Annotated in this window: 1 protein-coding gene; it reads left to right on the plus strand. The window is 38.2% G+C overall.

What is annotated here, in order from left to right; translation table 11 throughout:
- On the plus strand, positions 1 to 1,344 hold a 1,344-nt coding region (locus L979_RS14895; RefSeq protein ID WP_156125301.1), incomplete at both ends, for a tape measure protein.

Genomic DNA, 1,344 nt, shown 5'->3' on the forward strand with positions numbered 1-1,344 from the left:
TGAAGTCACGCTTTAGCGGTCTTAGAGAGATTGCTGTTGGTGCATTCAGACAAATCGGTGCAAGTGCTGTTAGTGCTGTCGGTAACGGCTTAAAAGACTGGGTATCTAACGCAATGGATACTCAAAAAGCCATGATTTCATTGCAAAATACAATGAAGTTCAAAGGCAATGGAAAAGACTTTGACTATGTAAGCAAATCTATGCAGAATCTTGCTAAAGATACAAATGCAAATACCGAAGATACTTTAAAACTTTCAACAACGTTCATTGGTTTAGGCGATAGCGCTAAAAAAGCGGTCAGTAAAACAGAAGCATTAGTAAAAGCTAACCAAGCATTTGGTGGTACTGGCGAAAACCTTAAAGGTGTAGTTCAGTCTTACGGTCAAATGTCGGCAGCTGGTAAAGTTACGGCTGAAAATATTGGACAATTAACCGATAACAACACAGCTCTTGGTTCTTCTTTAAAAGACACTGTTATGAAAATGAACCCCTCATTACAGCAATACGGTTCTTTTAATGACGCTGTTTCAAAAGGCGCTGTTTCGATGGATATGCTCAACAAGGCTATGGAAAAAATGGCTAAAGGTTCGGGCGGTGGAATCAAAACTATTGGGGACGCGTGGGACAGCTTCAACGAAACAATGTCAATTGCTTTAGTGCCTACTTTGAACGCTTTAACACCTATCATTAGTGGCTTAATAGACCAGATGTCTGACTGGGGCGAAAGTGCTGGTAAAGCTGTAACAAATGTAGTTAAGTATTTCCAAGACTTGTTTCAAAAACTGCAAGAAAATGCAGCCACTTTAGCATTTTTAGAGGCTTGGGATAGCATAAAAAGTGCATTTGGTTCCATAGTTTCTATTATAGGGAATGTCATAAATTCATTTATTGGAATAAATACAGAAACAACAAAAAACGCAACAAGTATAGATAACGTAGCAAAAAGCATAGCTGTATTTGCTGGTAAATTTTCAGAAGTCACGAAAAAAATAGCTGATTTTCTGCAAAAAATTAGTGAAAGTAAAAGCGCAATAGATACTTTAAAAGTAGCTTTAGCTGCTTTGGCTAGTGTATTCGTTGCTTTGAAAGTTATTGATGGAATCATTAAGGCTGTCGAGATATATAATAAGGTTGTTGAAGCTGGTACAATTATACAAGGAGCTTTCAATGCTGTAATGGCTATGAATCCATTCGTGGCTCTTGGCATAGCAATCGCAGCCATTGTTGCTGGTTTAGTTTACTTCTTCACTCAAACCGAAACAGGTAAAAAGGTTTGGGGTAGTTTCGTAGACTTCTTAAAGAGTGCATGGGACGGAATAGTTTCATTCTTTAGCGGTATTGGTC

This window comes from Kocuria sp. ZOR0020 (assembly GCF_000800955.1).
Classification (GTDB): domain Bacteria; phylum Actinomycetota; class Actinomycetes; order Actinomycetales; family Micrococcaceae; genus Kocuria; species Kocuria subflava.